The organism is Streptomyces sp. 2P-4 (assembly GCF_030167965.1).
Classification (GTDB): domain Bacteria; phylum Actinomycetota; class Actinomycetes; order Streptomycetales; family Streptomycetaceae; genus Streptomyces; species Streptomyces globosus_A.
On sequence record NZ_CP095011.1, the window covers coordinates 913,519 to 928,284 of the forward strand.

Genomic DNA, 14,766 nt, shown 5'->3' on the forward strand with positions numbered 1-14,766 from the left:
TAGACGTATGTCGAATGCGAAGGTGTTGCCGCTCCTGGCGCCCGAGGCCGCAGCGCCCTGCTGCCCGCCGCTGACCGAGCGCCCGATGTCGGCGGAGGAGGCAGAGGTCGCGGCGAAGATGTTCAAGGCGCTCGGCGACCCCGTGCGCCTGCGGCTGTTCTCGGCCGTCGCCTCCCACGAAGGCGGGGAGGCCTGCGTGTGCGACATCTCCGACGTGGGCGTCTCCCAGCCGACCGTCTCCCACCACCTGAAGAAGCTGAAGGAAGCCGGCCTGCTGTCCTCCGAGCGGCGCGGAACCTGGGTGTACTACCGGGTCGAGCCGTCCGTGCTCGCCGCCATGGGCGCGCTGCTGGCCGGCGCGGCAGGAACGGCGTGAGCGCCGTGCACATCGCCCCGCTGCTGCCCGGGCACTCCCGGCAGGTCCTTGCGATCTACCAGGCGGGAATCGACGAGGGCAACGCCACCTTCGAGACCGCGGCCCCCGACTGGGCCGCCTTCGACGCCGCCAGACTCGCCGAGCACCGCTTCGTCGCGCTCGACGAGGACGAGGCGGTGCTCGGGTGGGTGGCGGCGAGCGCGGTCTCGGACCGGTGCGCCTACGCCGGTGTGGTCGAGCACTCTGTCTACGTCCACCCCGGCGCCCGGGGCCGCGGCGTCGCCCGGGCACTGCTGGATGCGCTGATCGCCTCCACCGAGGCGGCCGGGATCTGGACGGTCCAGTCCGGGATCTTCCCCGAGAACGCCGCCAGCCTCGCTCTCCACGAGCGGGCCGGCTTCAGGGTCATCGGGATTCGCGAGCGCATCGGCCGCCATCGCGGCGTGTGGAGGGACGTGGTCCTTCTGGAGCGCCGCAGCCCCGTGATCGGCTGATCCGGACTTCTCGGTGCCGCGAGCCGCCTGAGGTGGCGGTGCGGTCAGGTGAGGAGGTGCCGGATCTGCCGGGCGGCTTCGCGGGCCGGTCGGCCGACGCCGATGAGTGTGGCGGAGGCGGGGCCGGTCCAGTCGCCGTAGCCGAGGAGGTGCAGGCGCGGCTCGTCCACGGAGCGGGTGCCTTCGGTGGCGATGTGTCCGCGGCTGCCCCGCAGGCGCAGGCCGGCGAAGGGGGCCAGCGCAGGGCGGAAGCCGGTGCACCAGATGACCGCTGCGGCCTCGGTGCGGCTGCCGTCGGCCCACTCTGCGCCGGTCGCCGTGAGGCGGGTGAACATCGGCTTCGCGGCCAGGAGCCCGGCGTCTCGGGCTGCACGGACGGCGGGGACGGCGACGATGTCGCCGAGGGAGGCGACTCCGCCGGTGTCCGCGCGGCCTGTGTCAAGGGCCCGGCGCCGGGCGGTGGCGTGGTCGAAGAGGGCCCGGCCGTCGATGTCGTCGGCGAGGTAGCGCGGCGGTCGCCGGGTCACCCAGGTCAGCTCGGCGGTACCGGCGAGGTCGGCGGCGATCTGGGCGCCCGAGTTCCCTCCGCCGACCACGATCACGCGCTGCCCGGCGAACTCCGCAGGGCTCTTGTACTGGACGGCGTGGAGCAGGCGGCCGGTGAAGTCGCGGCGGCCGGGGACGGCGGGCAGGAAGGGACGGGTCCAGGTGCCGGTGGCGCTGATGACGGCGCGGGCCTGCCAGTCCCCGCAGTCCGCCTCGACCCGCAGCACCGGGCCGACCCGGTGGACGGCGCCGACCCGCACGCCGTGCCGTACGGGGAGTTCGTACCGCTTCTCGTAGTCCGCCAGGTACGCCGCGACGTGGCCGGCATCGGGGTAGAGCTGCCCCTCCTGGACGGGCATGAGCCGGCCGGGGAGGGAGGAGTAGGCGGCCGGGGAGAACAGGCGCAGGGAGTCCCAGGTGTGCTGCCAGGCTCCGCCGGGCGCCGTCTGGGCGTCGAGGATGACGTGCTCGATGCCCAGACGGCGCAGGTGGTAGCCGGCGGCGAGCCCGGACTGGCCGCCGCCGATCACCACCACGTCCGTGCGGTGCGTCATGTTGCGGGCTGCCCCTGCGCGGTCCTGCCCTGCATGAAGATGACCGCCACGAGCGCCAGGCCCACCGCGGCGCCGATCAGCTGCATGCCGATGAAGCCCGGCACCGAGGAGGGCGCGATCCCGGCGAAGGTGTCGGTGAAGGCCCGGCCGACGGTCACGGCCGGGTTCGCGAAGGACGTCGAGGAGGTGAACCAGTACGCCGCGCCGATGTACGAGGCCACCGCGACGGGCGCGAACCGCAGCCGGTCCGTCCGGGCCAGGCCGAAGACCAGCAGGATCAGGCCGGCGGTCGCGACGACCTCGCCCAGCAGCAGGTTGGCGTCGGAGCGCTCGCGGGTGGACCACTTCACCAGCGGCTGCCCGAACATCGCATCCGCCAGGACCGCGCCCGCGATGGCACCGGCGATCTGGGACGGCACGTACACGGCCACCTCGCGGGCGTTCACACCGGCGCCGCCGCGGCGGGCGGTCCACCACTCGGCCAGCGTGACGGCCGGGTTGAAATGCGCACCGGAGACCGGGCCGAGCAGCGCGATCAGCACCCCGAGCCCGAAGACGGTGGCGGTGGAGTTGGCCAGCAGCTGCAGGGCGACATCGTCGGTGAGTCCGGTGGCCTGGATGCCGGAGCCGACCACGACGGCGACCAGGGCGGCGGTGCCGACCAGCTCGGCGGCGGCGCGGGCGACCAGCGGGGTACGCGGCGGGGTCGCGCCCGGCGCGGGCCGGGGCACGCCGGCGGCGGCTGCGGCGGACTCCGCCGCGGGGACGGCAGCCCCGACGGGCTCAGTGGTGGTCAAGACGGGATCTCCTCGGGCAGGTGAGGCAGACGGGTCAGGGACAGGACCGCTTGAGGTTCGCCTCGGCGGTCGCACGCGCGGCCTCGGCCAGTTCGGCGAACCGACCGGCGAGGGCTTCGATGGCCTCCGGGCGCAGACGGTAGTACGTGTACCTCCCGCACGGCTCCGTCTCCACGACACCCGCCTCACGCAGCACCTTCAGGTGGTTGGAGAGGTTGGTCTGCTTCGCTCCCGTCTCCTCCACGAGGTGGGTGGTGCAGAGCGTCTCCCCGGCGAGGAGGGTCACGATCCGGAGCCTGAGCGGGTCGGCCAGAACCCGGATCAGATCAGTATCGGCTGACGTCATCATGGACTGATACTGTCACATCAGTTGGGACTGACGCCAGCCCGCAAGATCCTGGGCGGCGCGCCCTGATCGGCCGGCGCGGGTCAGCCCCGCGCGGCGAGGGCTCGGCGTACGGCGTAGACGGCGGCACCCAGCGCGATCACCGCGGTCCCGGAGACCACCGAGGAGGAGGGCAGGGCGAAGGCCAGGACGAGGCAGCCGGTCAGCCCGACGGCAGGGACCAGGCGGTTCGGGCGCCCCTCGTCGGGGGTGAGGGTCCAGGCGGAGGCGTTGGCGACGGCGTAGTAGACCAGGACGCCGAAGGAGGAGAACCCGATCGCCCCGCGCAGGTCCCCGGTCGCCGCGGCCACGGCCACCACGGCGCCGACGAGGAGTTCGGCGCGGTGCGGGACCTTGAACCTGGGGTGGACGGCGGCCAGGGCGTGCGGCAGGTGCCGGTCGCGGGCCATGGCCAGCGTGGTGCGCGAGACACCGAGGATCAGCGCGAGCAGGGAACCCAGCGCGGCGACGGCGGCACCGACCCGGACGACGGGGACGAGCCAGTCCGCGCCGGAGGCCCGTGCGGCGTCCGACAGCGGCGCCGCCGCCCCGGCCAGCCCGTCCGGGCCCAGCACGCTCAGCGCGGAGACCGCGACAAGGGCGTAGACGACCAGGGTGATGCCCAGTGCGATCGGGATCGCCCGCGGGATCGTGCGGGCCGGGTCGCGGACCTCTTCCCCCAGGGTGGCGATGCGCGCGTACCCGGCGAAGGCGAAGAAGAGCAGCCCCGCCGCCTGGAGCACTCCGCCGGCCGTGGCGTCCGAGCCGACGTCCAGCCGGGCCGCGTCCGCCGCACCGGAGGTGAGGGCCGCAACCACCACGGCGGCGAGAACCGCGAGGACCACCGCCACGATGACCCGGGTCAGCAGCGCGGACTTCTGCACCCCGGCGTAGTTCACCGCGGTCAGCGCCACCACCGCGGCGACCGCGACGGCGTGGGCCTGCCCCGGCCAGACGTACGAGCCGACGGTGAGCGCCATCGCCGCACAGGAGGCCGTCTTGCCGACGACGAACCCCCACCCGGCGAGGTAGCCCCAGAACTCGCCGAGGCGCTCGCGGCCGTACACGTAGGTGCCGCCGGACGCCGGATAGCGGGCGGCCAGCCGCGCGGAGGAGGTGGCGTTGCAGTAGGCGACCACAGCTGCCAGGGCCAGCCCGACCAGCAGCCCGGAGCCGGCTGCACGCGCCGCCGGGGCAAGCGCGGCGAAGATCCCGGCGCCGATCATCGACCCGAGACCGATCATGACGGCGTCGGGCACGCCGAGCGTCCGCCGCAGCTCCTCCGGGACGCCGGCGGCGGCGGGGGGCTTGCTCATGGGCACACTCCTCAGCGCTGCGAGGCGACACGCTTACGGGCTCCGATATCGGCAGACGATATACGAGGCCGGCCGGGCCCCATGGCCACGGCCCCACGCTGCGCGACGCTCGCAGATCCGAAGCGGTGCGGACCCTGTCGACCGGCATGCGCCCGCGACCGCGCGCGGAGAGCCGGGGGGTCCGGTCGGCCCAGCGGGCCCTCGGTGTGCGGTTCAGTCCGCCGACGCTTCCGCCGCTCGGCGGTACTCGGCGTTGATGCGCTGGGCCTCTTCGAGCTGGTCCTCAAGGATGATGATGCGGCAGGCGGCCTCGATGGGGGTGCCCTGGTCGACGAGCTCCCGGGCCCGCGCGGCGATGCGCAGCTGGTAGCGGGAGTAGCGGCGGTGTCCGCCCTCGGAGCGGAGCGGGGTGATCAGGCGGGCTTCGCCGATCGCGCGGAGGAAGCCCTGGGTGGTACCGAGCATGGCCGCGGCCCGGCCCATCGTGTAGGCGGGGTAGTCGTCGTCGTCGAGACGATCGTCGAACGATTCGCGTGCTGTCATCTGCACCTCTCTCACGGAACGCGTTGAGGGGCCCTGGCGCCGTACGGCACCAGGGCCCCGAAGGAACTACTACACCATCTGTCGGCCCTGATAATGCGCCGACCCTGTACTTCCGCCGACCCGGCCCAGAGTCTGCCGGGGGTGCGGGGATCGCGGCTGCTTGACCGGAGACCACCTCACTGTCGATGTCCTGCGGTACCCGGGCTCGGTTGCCTGACCCGGGCGATCCTGATGGCGCTCGGTTCCTCCGTTTCTTCCCTCGGTGTTCTCTGAACCTCATGACCCAGCCGCACCTGCGGCTGTCGGCGGCTCCTGATCACTGCGAGCCGCCCGGTGCGGCGGTCAGCCCCGTCGCCGTCTCACGCTCAACCCGGCTTCGGAACTCCACCGCCGCACCGTCCTGCGGACGTGCAACTGCTGGTACTGCCTCCTGGCAGTTCGTCTCTGCCAGGCCCTGCGGACTGTCTGGGTTACGAGAGAAACCATAACCCCACTGCCGCGGAAAATCTACTTCAGCCGCGATAGATTTTCGGATCCGCCCGAAAGAGGCACCCGCCGGCCCGACCCCCGCCGCGAAGGGACCCTTTGTGGCGGCTCGGGTCATTGGGAAAGATTGACCGCATTCTTCCTGCGCTAGAATCCTTCACCGAGCCGTTACGCTCCGTTGAGCGGGCTGGCGCTCATCTTTGCGGACCGCTGCCGGCGGCCATCGATGCCAGAAGAACGGGGGACGACGTGCAACGACACTGCAACGCCCCGGCCCTGCCCACCGCTTCCGCGGATCAGCGCTTCCGCCCGTCAAGTGACCGTGCCCTGCGGGCCGTCCGCGTCGACAACGCTCCCCGCGGCCGCGTGCCCGATATCGGCCGCAGCGACTCCGACGACCGGCGCTTCTGACACATTCCCGGCTCGGGGTCTGCCTTCCGGTCCCCCCTTGTCCGACGCTTCGTCCGTCGCGCGGCACGCCGGGCCCACACGGGTCACCCAGCGGTGCGTCCGCCGGCGGCACAGCCCCCTCGGCCGCTGATGCGCCGGACCGCAGCCCCCGCACACCCCGCCCGGGCCGTCGCCGCACCCGGGCGCGGCGCACGCGCTCGCGGCCGGCCGTACCCGTACGCGCTCCACCACCGGCGGCACGCCCCCGCCGCCGGGATCCCGCGAAGGCACCGCCGCCTTCCCCGCACCCGCCACCGGAGGACACAGGCCCGTGCACCACACCACAGTCGTACTCATCGAACTCGGAGCGATCATCCTCGGTCTGGGACTCCTGGGGCGACTCGCAGGACGCGTGGGCTTCTCCCCCATACCCCTCTACCTGCTCGGCGGGCTCGCCTTCGGCCACGGCGGCTTCCTTCCGCTCACCGCCAGCGAGGACTTCACCGCCACCGGCGCCGAGATCGGGGTGATCCTGCTCCTGCTGCTGCTCGGCCTGGAGTACAGCGCCTCCGAGCTCGTGACCAGCCTGAAAACCCAATACCCTTCCGGTGCCGTCGACTTCGTGCTCAACGCCGTGCCCGGCGCGGTCGCCGCGCTCCTCATCGGCTGGGGTCCCGTCGCCGCCGTGGCGCTGGCCGGCGTCACCTGGATCTCCTCGTCCGGCGTCATCGCCAAGGTCCTCGGCGACTTCGGCCGCCTCGGCAACCGCGAGACGCCCGTCGTGCTCGGCATCCTGGTCATCGAGGACCTCGCCATGGCCCTCTACCTGCCCATCCTCACCGCCCTGCTCGCCGGCGTGAGCCTTGCGGGCGGCGCGCTCACCCTGCTCGTCTCGCTCGGCACCGTCGGCGCCGTCCTGTACCTCGCCCTGCGCCACGGGCGCGTCATCAGCCGTGCGGTGTCCTCCGACAGCGCCGAGATGCTGCTCCTCGTCGTCCTCGGGCTGACCCTCCTGGTCGCGGGCATCGCCCAGGAGCTCCAGGTCTCCGCGGCCGTCGGCGCGTTCCTCGTCGGCATCGCCCTGTCCGGCGAGGTCGCCGAGGGGGCGAGCACGCTGCTCACCCCGCTGCGCGACCTGTTCGCCGCCGTCTTCTTCGTCTTCTTCGGGCTGTCCACGAACCCCGCCGACATCCCGCCCGTCCTCGTCCCCGCCCTCGTCCTCGCGGCCGCCACCACGCTTACGAAGATCGCCACCGGCTGGTACGCGGCCCACCGCGCCGGCATCCGGTCCGCAGGCCGCTGGCGCGCCGGGGGCACCCTCGTCGCGCGCGGCGAGTTCTCCATCGTCATCGCCGGCCTCGCCGTCGGCGTCGAGCCCCGTATCGGGCCGCTCGCCACCGCGTACGTCCTCATCCTCGTCGTCCTCGGCCCGGTCGCCGCCCGGTGGACCGAGCCGCTCGCCCTCCGCCTCACCCGCCGCCCCGCGCCGCCGGGGCCGATCCCCGTGCCCGCCGCGGAGCGCATCGACGCTGCTCACACCGGCAGTTGAGGGGGCAGCGGGGCCGGCACCCGACGGCCCCGTGCAAGACTCGCACCATCGTCAGCAGAACCACGGGGGACACCGACCGGTGCAGCACACCACACAGACCAGCTTCCTGGAGGGCTACGGCCGGATCATCGCCGGGGCATCCGCGACCGGCCGCCGCCTGACCCGCGCCGAGCTGGAGTCGCGGCGCATCCTCGGCGCCAAGGCCGCCGAGGCGGGGCACGGATGGCGTGCCCTGGTCCGCGAGCACCTCGCGGCCAGCCGGGTCGGCCGGCCCGGGTCGGCGGACCTCGACAGCGTCCTCAGCGCCGTCGAGCAGGCCATCGACGCCTTCGCCGAGGGGTACGAGCAGGCCCAGCGGCTCGTCGTCCGCCGGGAGGAGGCCGCCCGGCGCGAGTTCATCGACGACCTCCTGCACGGCCGCGGCGACCCGGGGCAGCTCTCCGCCCGCTCCGAGCGGTTCGGGCTGCGCCTGTCCGGTACGCACGCGGTCGCGGTCGCCGAAGGGCCCGCCCCGTACGACGAGACCGACCCCGTGCCCCGCGAGGTGGAGGCCGGCCTGTTCGCCCGGTTCGAACGGCGGCGCATCCTGTTCACCACCAAGGACGGCCGCATGGTGTGCGTGGCGCCGGCCGAACAGGACGACGTCCTCGTCCACTTCGCCAAGCGGGCGCACGCGGCGACCGACGGCGGCCAGGTCGCGATCGGCCGGCCCCGCCGGGGCGCCGTCGGAATCGGCCACAGCTACGAGGAGGCGCTCAACGCACTCGACGTCGCCCGCCGCATGGGCTTCGACGATCCGCTGCTGCGCGCCGCCGACCTGCTGGTCTTCCCCGTCCTGGCCCGCGACCGGCAGGCGCTGGTGGACCTGGTGGAGACCGCGCTCGGCCCGCTGGAGCAGGCGCGCGGCGGCCCGCAGCCGCTGATCCACACGCTGATCGCCTACTTCGACACGGGGTGCACCGCCGCCGAGGCCGCGCGGCGGCTGTCCCTGAGCGTCCGGGCGCTCACCTACCGCCTCGAACGCATCCACACCCTGACCGGCCTCAACCCGAACGACGCCGTGCACCGCTACACGCTCCACACCGCGGTCATCGGCGCCCGCCTGCTCGACTGGCCGGCGAGGCGGACCTGACCGCGTACGGCCCGCGCAGGGCGACCAGGAGGGCAACGGAAGGGGGCACCGTGGACGTGCCACAGCAGCAGGGCGCCTACGGCGGCCGGGACGGGCACATGGTGGTCTGCGGCGACGACGGGCTGGCGCACCGGCTCGCCGCGGAGCTGCGCGACGTCTACCGCCGGCAGGTCGTCCTCGTCGTCCCCGGCGACCGGGAGGAGGAGCGGTCGGCCCGCCGGCCGGCCCGCGGCCTGGCGGGCAGGTTCGGCGCGGTGCTCGGGGCGCTGCCCGGCGCCGCCGCCCCGCCCGCGGGGCCCCCGGAGGAGGAGCGGGTCGCGTCGGCGCCCACCGAGGACGTGCTCCTGCAGGCCGGCGCGGACCGGGCGGAGGCCCTCGCGCTGCTGTACGAGAACGACGAGACGAACCTGCGGGCCGCGCTCGCCGCCCGCCGGCTGAACCCCGGGCTGCGGCTCGTGGTCCGCATGTACAACCGCAAGCTCGGCCAGTACCTGGAGGAACTCCTCGACCAGGCCGTCCTCGTGGCCGAGCCCGGGATCGACCCGGCGGCCCTGGACGCGTCCACGACCGTGCTCTCCGACGCGGACACCGCGGCCCCCGCCCTCGCGGCGACCGCGGCCGCCGGGTCGGGCAAGGTCGTCCAGGCGGACGGCCTGCTGCTGCGGGCCGCCGAGCGGACCCCGCAGGAGCGGGGCGCGCCGTCCGACCCGGGGCTGTGCACGCTGGCGCTGCTCTCCTCCACGGCCTCCGACCCCGCGGGCGCCGAAGGCTCCGACTCCAGCGGCCCGTCCGCGCCGGAACTCCTTCCGGACGACCGCACCGTGGAGGGCGCGGCGGGGCGCGGGCGGATCGTCCTGGAGACGGTCCGCCACACCGGGCCGGCCGTTCCCGCCCGCCGGCTCGCCGGCCGCGGCGCCCCGCTGGGCGAGCTGTTCTCCCCGCGGCTGCGCTGGGCGCTCGCGGGCATCGCCGCCTCCGTCCTCGCACTGAGCCTGACCACGACCGTGCTCACGGACGCCGACCCCGTGCACGCCGTCTACCTCACGCTGCTCGACCTGTTCTCCATCAACGACCCGGCCGTCGAGGAGTCCACCACCCGCCAGGTCCTCCAGCTCCTCTCCGGGCTCGTCGGCCTCGCCCTGCTGCCCCTCCTCGTCGCCGGCACCCTGGAGGCGCTCGGCACGTTCCGGGCCGCGGGCGTGCTGCGCCGACCGCCCCGGGGCCTGTCCGGGCACGTCGTCCTGCTGGGCCTGGGCAAGATCGGCACGCGCGTCCTCGCGCGGCTGCGCGAACTCGGCGTCCCCGTCGTCTGCGTCGAGGAGGACCCCGACGCGCGCGGCATCCCCCTCGCCCGCAGCCTCGGGGTGCCCGTCGTCCTCGGGGACGTCACCGACGAGGGCGTACTCGAGGCCGCGAAGATCCACCGCGCCCGCGCGCTGCTCGCGCTCACCAGCTCCGACACCACGAACCTGGAGGCCACGCTCTACGCGCGCACCGTCAAGGGCGACCTGGAGGTCGCACTGCGCCTGTACGACGACGACTTCGCCACCGCCGTGCACCGCACCCTGCGCACCGCCCACCCCGACGCGCTCACCCGCAGCCGCAGCGTCACGCACCTCGCCGCGCCGGCGTTCGCGGGGGCCATGATGGGCCGCCAGATCCTCGGCGCGATCCCCGTCGAGCGGCGGGTCCTCGTCTTCGCCGCGCTCGTCGTGGCGGGGCATCCGCACCTGGAGGGGCGCACCGTCGCCGAGGCGTTCCGCCCCGGGGTGTGGCGGGTCCTCGCACTCGACACGGCCGACCCGCGGGCCCGCCGGCCCGACCTCGCCCATCCGCCCTCCGACGGCGATCAGCCGCAGCTGCTGTGGGACCTGCACCCCGGGTACGTCCTGCGCCCCCAGGACCGCGTCGTCGTCGCCGCGACCCGGCAGGGCCTCGCCGAGCTGCTCCGCACGGCGCCGTCGCACCGCGCGGCCCCGTGACGACGCGGCTCACGGCTCGATGAGGCCGGCGCGGACGGCGTAGAGGCCGGTCCGGTCATCGGCCGCCCCTCCGTGTTCCCGATTCCGCTGTCGCCGCCGTGCAGCCCGTCGCCGTGCGGGCACTGACCTGCGGTTGCTGCAGGGGCCCCGGGCCAGCCTGGCGTGTGCGGGGCCGCCTGTCCATCCGTGGTGACACCCATGTGTGGGCGATGTTCGCACCTGGCACCATGTCCTTCTGCCGCGCCGGGCCGCCTGCCCGGTCCCGCCGCACTTCGCACCACCATCGAAAGACCAACAGAAGGGGATGGGCTGTGCCTGCTCCACGGATGAGCACCACGCCGCTGCCCGGCATCGGCGTGCAGTACGACCTCACCACGCGTGAACACCAGCATCTGTCGGTGATCGCTCACCTGGACGGGACGCGCACCGTCAACGTCTACCGCTCGGACGACCCGGACGCGTGCGCGCAGTCGCTGCACCTGACGAGCGGTGAGGCGGACACCCTGGTCGACGCGCTGATGCCGGCGCACCACAGCCCGAACCTGCTGTCGACGACGGGCCTGGGGCTGGTCGCCGAGCGCGTCGAGCTGTCCTCGGGGGCGTACTGGAACGGCCGGACCCTCGGCGAGACGCAGATGCGGACCGAGACCGGCGCGTCCGTCGTGGCGGTCCTGCGGCGGGCGGAGGCGATCCCGTCGCCGACGCCGGCGTTCCGGCTGGCCGGCGGGGACACCCTGATCGTGATCGGCACCCGCGAGGGCGTCGAGGCGGCCGCCGCGATACTCGGACGGGAGTGACGGGTGCATTCTTCCGCGATCTTCCTGATCGAGTTCGGTGCGATCATCCTCGGGCTCGGCCTGCTCGGGCGCCTGGCCGGCCGTCTGCAGTTCTCGCCCATCCCCTTGTACCTGCTGGCGGGCCTGGCCTTCGGCACGGGCGGCCTGCTGCCCCTCGGCGCGAGCGAGGAGTTCGTCGCGATCGGCGCCGAGATCGGCGTCATCCTGCTGCTGCTGATGCTGGGGCTGGAGTACACGGCGAGCGACCTCGTCTCCAACCTCAAGACGCAGTACCCGGCGGGTCTGGTCGACTTCGCCCTGAACGCCGTGCCCGGCGCGCTCGCGGCGCTGCTGATGGGCTGGGGGCCGGTCGCTGCGGTCGTGCTCGCCGGTGTGACGTGGATCTCCTCCTCCGGTGTGATCGCCAAGGTGATGGGCGACCTCGGGCGCCTCGGCAACCGTGAGACGCCGGTGATCCTCAGCGTGCTGGTCCTGGAGGACCTCGCGATGGCCGTCTTCCTGCCGATCGTGACCGCCCTGCTCGCGGGCGTGAGCCTGGCGGCGGGCAGCGCCACGCTGGCGATCGCGCTCGCCGTGGCCGGTGCGGTCCTCTTCGTGGCAGTCCGCTACGGGCGCCTGATCTCGCGGTTCGTCTCCAGTGACGACCCCGAGAAGCTGCTGCTGGTGGTGCTCGGCCTGACCCTGCTGGTCGCGGGCATCGCGCAACAGCTCCAGGTGTCGGCGGCCGTCGGCGCGTTCCTCGTCGGCATCGCCCTGTCGGGCGAGGTCGCGGAGGGCACGCACACGCTGCTGAGCCCGCTGCGGGACCTGTTCGCCGCGGTGTTCTTCGTCTTCTTCGGCCTGCACACCGACCCGGCCAGCATTCCGCCGGTGATCCTGCCGGCCCTGGCGCTCGCCGTCGTGACCGCGCTGACGAAGATCGCGACCGGTTACTGGGCCGCCAGGCGGGCCGGTGTCGGCGTCAAGGGCCGCTGGCGTGCCGGCGGCACCCTGGTGGCGCGCGGAGAGTTCTCGATCGTCATCGCGGGTCTCGCCGTCAGCGCCGGCATCGAGCCGGAGCTGGGGCCGCTGGCCACCGCGTACGTGCTGGTCCTGGTCGTGGTCGGGCCGCTGACCGCCCGCTACACCGAGCCCATCGCCGCGTGGATCGGCCGGCGCCGCAGCGGCGGCGGGCCGTCGGCCGGCCAGGCGGCCGCGGCGAAGCCCGTCCGGGACGCGGTCGGCCGCGTGTGACCTGAGGACCGCCGGGACGGCGGCCGCGGGCGGCGCATCAGCGTGCCGCCGGCCGCCGCCCCTGCCGCGCGAGCCCGCCGGGTCAGGCCTTCTTGACCACGCTGGACTTGAGCTGCATGCTGCCGAAGCCCTCGATGCGGCAGTCGATGTCGTGGCCGTCGACGCCGTCCACCAGCTTGATGTTGCGCACCTTGGTGCCGGCCTTGATGCCGGAGGGGCTGCCCTTGACCTTCAGGGCCTTGACCACGGTCACGGTGTCGCCGTCCTGGAGGACGTTTCCGACGGCGTCCTTGATCACCTTCTCACCGGGCTCGCCGGCGGGGGCCGCGGACGGGGCCGTCGACCACTCGTGTCCGCACTCGGGGCAGACCAGGAGCGCGCCCATCTCATAGGTGTAGGTTCCGGAGCATTCCGGACAGGGCGGCAGGGTGTCGTTCATGCGGAGATCGTAGGCCATGGCTCGCGGGGGGAGCGCGGTGTGAGGATGCAGGGGCCGCTGCTCAGGGGCGGGATTCGAAACGGGACGTACGGAGCGACGTGCAGCAGAGGGAAGCCAGGGGCCTGGTAGAGCGGATGGAGGACCGCCAGGTCGCGGTCTACCTGGCGGCGATGGCGGCCGGCGGGCTGCTGGGGTGGCTCGCGCCGGCCGCCGGCCCCGGCCTGGAGCACGCCGTCAACCCGGTCCTCGGCGCCCTCCTCTTCGTGACCTTCCTCCAGGTCCCGGCCGCCGACCTCGTCCGCTCCCTGCGCGACGGCCGGTTCCTGGCGGCCGCGCTGGTCGTGAACTTCGCCGTCGTCCCGCTGGTCGTGGCCGCGATGTTCGCGTTCCTCCCCGCCGACCAGGCCGTCCGCCTGGGCGTGCTGCTGGTGCTGCTGTGCCCGTGCGTGGACTACGTGATCGTCTTCTCGGGCCTGGCGGGCGGTTCGAGCCGCCGCCTGCTCGCCGCCACGCCGCTCCTGCTGATGGCGCAGATGCTCCTGCTCCCCGTGTTCCTCTCCGTGTTCATGGGGCCGGGCCTCGCCGGCGTCGGCGCGTTCGGGCCGTTCCTGGAGGCGTTCCTCTTCCTCATCGGCGTCCCGCTCGCGCTCGCCTGGGCGCTCCAGGCGTGGGCGGCCCGCCGCCCGGCCGGCGCGAGGACCGCCGCGGCGGCGACCACGGCGATGGTGCCGCTGATGGCCGCGACCCTCTTCACTGTCGTCGCCGGGCAGATCCCGAAGGTGGGCGGCAGCCTGGCCGACGTCGCCGCCGTCATCCCCTTCTACGCGGCCTTCCTCGCCGTCATGGCCTTCGCGGGCCGGGCCGTGGCGCGGCTCTTCCGCCTCGACACGGGGGCCGGGCGGGCCATCGTCTTCACCGGCGCCACCCGCAACTCCCTCGTCGTCCTCCCCCTGGCCCTCGCTCTCCCCGACGCCTTCGCCGTCACGGCCGCGGTGGTGGTCACCCAGACCCTCGTCGAGGTACTCGGCATGACGGCGTACGTACGCCTCGTGCCGCGCCTGCTCCCGGAGACGGCGCCGACGGCGCACTGAACCGCGCCGCCTCCGGCGTACGGGCCGTCAGGTCGGCGGGCGCGGCCGCCTGCGCCCGGCGTCCGTGATTCGACCGGGACGCGCCCTGACGGCGATCATGGGTGAGTGACGTCGACCGAAGCAGCAGCGATCGCTCTACAGGACCATGCCGCTCTCTGGCGTGCGCGGGAAATCAGTGCGAGCGATGTCGTCAATGCCGCCTGTGATGCGCTCGTCGCGGGACTCGATACCCCCAGCCTGCGAGTCCTCGCCGCCTGCACCCGCGCCGAGGCGGACTACGACGTCCACGACCTGCTCACTCCAGCACTTGAAGAACTCGGCCTCACCTTCCATCCAGCCGCCAGCGAGGCCGGCCGGGAAGCCGCCGTGCGAGCGCTCGCACGACGAATGCTGGCCGGCGAGCTGGAACCCTGGGAGCTCACCTTCCGAATCAACCAGCGTTACGGGCATGAGCTGCCCCTGACAGCACGGCTCGCCGAACTCGATGAGGAGTACGCCTTCCTCGAACACGGCGACGCCGAAGCAGTAGCTCGGCTCAATGCCGAGGTCACGGCCGAAGCCCGCCGCCTCGCCGCCGTCCAACCCTCGCGTTCCCGGTGATCCCCACCTGATGCGCACGGACCAACCCGCGATGCTGGTTCCGTACCGCACGGCGG

General features: G+C 73.7%; 15 protein-coding genes. 9 read left to right on the forward strand and 6 right to left on the reverse strand.

From position 1 onward, the window contains the following. Positions 1-7 precede the first annotated feature (7 nt). Both MUK52_RS03695 and MUK52_RS03700 read left to right on the forward strand, forming a co-directional pair. Positions 8-376 carry an ArsR/SmtB family transcription factor gene (locus MUK52_RS03695; RefSeq protein ID WP_114055232.1) on the forward strand — a complete coding sequence of 123 codons (369 nt, stop codon included), beginning with the start codon at positions 8-10 and terminating at the stop codon, positions 374-376. After that, positions 373-870: a GNAT family N-acetyltransferase gene (locus tag MUK52_RS03700; protein ID WP_284574609.1), complete on the forward strand. Its 498-nt coding sequence runs from the start codon at positions 373-375 to the stop codon at positions 868-870. Before MUK52_RS03695 ends, MUK52_RS03700 begins: the two co-directional genes overlap by 4 nt. Positions 871-914: 44 nt before the next feature. Here MUK52_RS03700 and MUK52_RS03705 read toward each other — a convergent pair whose 3' ends face one another. From MUK52_RS03705 to MUK52_RS03725, 5 genes are all read right to left on the reverse strand, one after another. Further along, the gene (locus MUK52_RS03705; RefSeq protein ID WP_284574611.1) at positions 915-1,970 is read right to left on the reverse strand and encodes an ArsO family NAD(P)H-dependent flavin-containing monooxygenase; all 1,056 of its coding nucleotides are present in this window, start codon (positions 1,968-1,970) and stop codon (positions 915-917) included. Next, positions 1,967-2,767 carry an aquaporin gene (locus tag MUK52_RS03710; protein ID WP_502963533.1) on the reverse strand — a complete coding sequence of 267 codons (801 nt, stop codon included), beginning with the start codon at positions 2,765-2,767 and terminating at the stop codon, positions 1,967-1,969. Before MUK52_RS03710 ends, MUK52_RS03705 begins: the two co-directional genes overlap by 4 nt. A 34-nt stretch (positions 2,768-2,801) precedes the next feature. Next, a complete protein-coding gene (locus MUK52_RS03715) occupies positions 2,802-3,116 on the reverse strand; it encodes an ArsR/SmtB family transcription factor (RefSeq protein ID WP_284574613.1) in 315 nt (104 codons plus the stop codon). A gap of 80 nt (positions 3,117-3,196) precedes the next feature. After that, a complete protein-coding gene (locus MUK52_RS03720) occupies positions 3,197-4,468 on the reverse strand; it encodes an APC family permease (protein WP_284574614.1) in 1,272 nt (423 codons plus the stop codon). A gap of 213 nt (positions 4,469-4,681) precedes the next feature. Next, a complete protein-coding gene (locus MUK52_RS03725) occupies positions 4,682-5,011 on the reverse strand; it encodes a MerR family transcriptional regulator (RefSeq protein WP_114055226.1) in 330 nt (109 codons plus the stop codon). A gap of 1,207 nt (positions 5,012-6,218) precedes the next feature. Between MUK52_RS03725 and MUK52_RS03730 the strand changes: the two genes are divergently transcribed. From MUK52_RS03730 to MUK52_RS03750, 5 genes are all read left to right on the forward strand, one after another. After that, positions 6,219-7,436 carry a cation:proton antiporter gene (locus MUK52_RS03730; RefSeq protein ID WP_284574615.1) on the forward strand — a complete coding sequence of 406 codons (1,218 nt, stop codon included), beginning with the start codon at positions 6,219-6,221 and terminating at the stop codon, positions 7,434-7,436. 79 nt (positions 7,437-7,515) lie between these two features. Beyond that, complete coding sequence (locus MUK52_RS03735) at positions 7,516-8,568, forward strand: PucR family transcriptional regulator (protein WP_114055224.1); 1,053 nt, start codon at positions 7,516-7,518, stop codon at positions 8,566-8,568. A gap of 98 nt (positions 8,569-8,666) precedes the next feature. Further along, the gene (locus MUK52_RS03740) at positions 8,667-10,550 is read left to right on the forward strand and encodes an NAD-binding protein (RefSeq protein ID WP_284581642.1); all 1,884 of its coding nucleotides are present in this window, start codon (positions 8,667-8,669) and stop codon (positions 10,548-10,550) included. Positions 10,551-10,876: 326 nt separating this feature from the next. Then, complete coding sequence (locus MUK52_RS03745; protein ID WP_114055223.1) at positions 10,877-11,347, forward strand: cation:proton antiporter regulatory subunit; 471 nt, start codon at positions 10,877-10,879, stop codon at positions 11,345-11,347. A 3-nt stretch (positions 11,348-11,350) separates the two neighbouring features. Further along, positions 11,351-12,580 (forward strand): cation:proton antiporter, encoded by a 1,230-nt coding sequence (locus MUK52_RS03750; protein WP_114055222.1) that lies wholly within the window; start codon positions 11,351-11,353, stop codon positions 12,578-12,580. An 82-nt stretch (positions 12,581-12,662) separates the two neighbouring features. Here the strand turns inward: MUK52_RS03750 and MUK52_RS03755 are convergent, their stop codons facing one another. Next, on the reverse strand, positions 12,663-13,019 hold the full coding sequence (locus MUK52_RS03755) for a zinc ribbon domain-containing protein YjdM (RefSeq protein ID WP_284574617.1): 357 nt from the start codon (positions 13,017-13,019) through the stop codon (positions 12,663-12,665). 134 nt (positions 13,020-13,153) lie between these two features. On the opposite strand from MUK52_RS03755, the gene MUK52_RS03760 reads away from it, so the two are divergent. Together MUK52_RS03760 and MUK52_RS03765 are read left to right on the forward strand one after the other, a co-directional pair. Then, a complete protein-coding gene (locus MUK52_RS03760) occupies positions 13,154-14,110 on the forward strand; it encodes a bile acid:sodium symporter (RefSeq protein ID WP_284581643.1) in 957 nt (318 codons plus the stop codon). A 105-nt stretch (positions 14,111-14,215) separates the two neighbouring features. Next, a complete protein-coding gene (locus MUK52_RS03765) occupies positions 14,216-14,710 on the forward strand; it encodes a hypothetical protein (protein ID WP_284574618.1) in 495 nt (164 codons plus the stop codon). Positions 14,711-14,766: the final 56 nt, after the last annotated feature.

What these genes read in the sequence shown, in the direction of transcription:
- MUK52_RS03715 (WP_284574613.1), bottom strand. Translation starts at nt 3,116, where the DNA reads ATGATGACGTCAGCCGATACTGATCTGATCCGGGTTCTGGCCGACCCG.
- MUK52_RS03720 (WP_284574614.1), bottom strand. Translation starts at nt 4,468, where the DNA reads ATGAGCAAGCCCCCCGCCGCCGCCGGCGTCCCGGAGGAGCTGCGGCGG.
- MUK52_RS03705 (WP_284574611.1), bottom strand. Translation starts at nt 1,970, where the DNA reads ATGACGCACCGCACGGACGTGGTGGTGATCGGCGGCGGCCAGTCCGGG.
- MUK52_RS03745 (WP_114055223.1), top strand. Translation starts at nt 10,877, where the DNA reads ATGAGCACCACGCCGCTGCCCGGCATCGGCGTGCAGTACGACCTCACC.
- MUK52_RS03740 (WP_284581642.1), top strand. Translation starts at nt 8,667, where the DNA reads ATGGTGGTCTGCGGCGACGACGGGCTGGCGCACCGGCTCGCCGCGGAG.
- MUK52_RS03695 (WP_114055232.1), top strand. Translation starts at nt 8, where the DNA reads ATGTCGAATGCGAAGGTGTTGCCGCTCCTGGCGCCCGAGGCCGCAGCG.
- MUK52_RS03760 (WP_284581643.1), top strand. Translation starts at nt 13,154, where the DNA reads ATGGAGGACCGCCAGGTCGCGGTCTACCTGGCGGCGATGGCGGCCGGC.
- MUK52_RS03755 (WP_284574617.1), bottom strand. Translation starts at nt 13,019, where the DNA reads ATGAACGACACCCTGCCGCCCTGTCCGGAATGCTCCGGAACCTACACC.
- MUK52_RS03725 (WP_114055226.1), bottom strand. Translation starts at nt 5,011, where the DNA reads ATGACAGCACGCGAATCGTTCGACGATCGTCTCGACGACGACGACTAC.